Genomic DNA, 409 nt, shown 5'->3' with positions numbered 1-409 from the left:
GTATTAGGATAGTAAAGATTAATCGGGGAGTTATGGGTTTGATGTTTAATATAAGGTTGAGGGGTGAAAGATAAGAAGTTTTATCTCAAAAACCACCCCTTGAAAATACCTACAAAAACAGATAAAATACCCCTATGGGCGATTTTATTACCAACCGAGATGGCAAATTTCTCTCGGAAATTATAAAAAGCATACTCCCCAAAGCCCAAAATGCCTCTTTTCTGGTTGGTTATTTCTATTTTTCTGGTTTTGCGGAAATTTATCAAGGACTAAAAGAGAAAAACCTTCGTGTTCTGGTTGGTCTTGAAATTGAACAGGACATGGTAAACCGTGTTAGGGAAGTTGAATATCATACCGATATAAAGAAAACCAGAGGAGAACTCAAAGCCACCTTTTATGATTCATTAGT

1 protein-coding gene is annotated in these 409 nt (G+C 35.9%); it reads left to right on the top strand.

What is annotated here, in order from left to right; all coding sequences use genetic code 11:
• Window positions 1-134: 134 nt before the first annotated feature.
• On the top strand, window positions 135-409 hold a 275-nt coding region (locus ACYVRH_RS14820), incomplete at its 3' end, for a phospholipase D-like domain-containing protein (RefSeq protein ID WP_461257622.1).

It is taken from the genome of Treponema sp. R80B11-R83G3 (assembly GCF_054786115.1).
The sequence above is the reverse complement of the archived record's forward strand: the minus strand, read 5'-3'. Positions and strand labels throughout refer to the sequence as shown.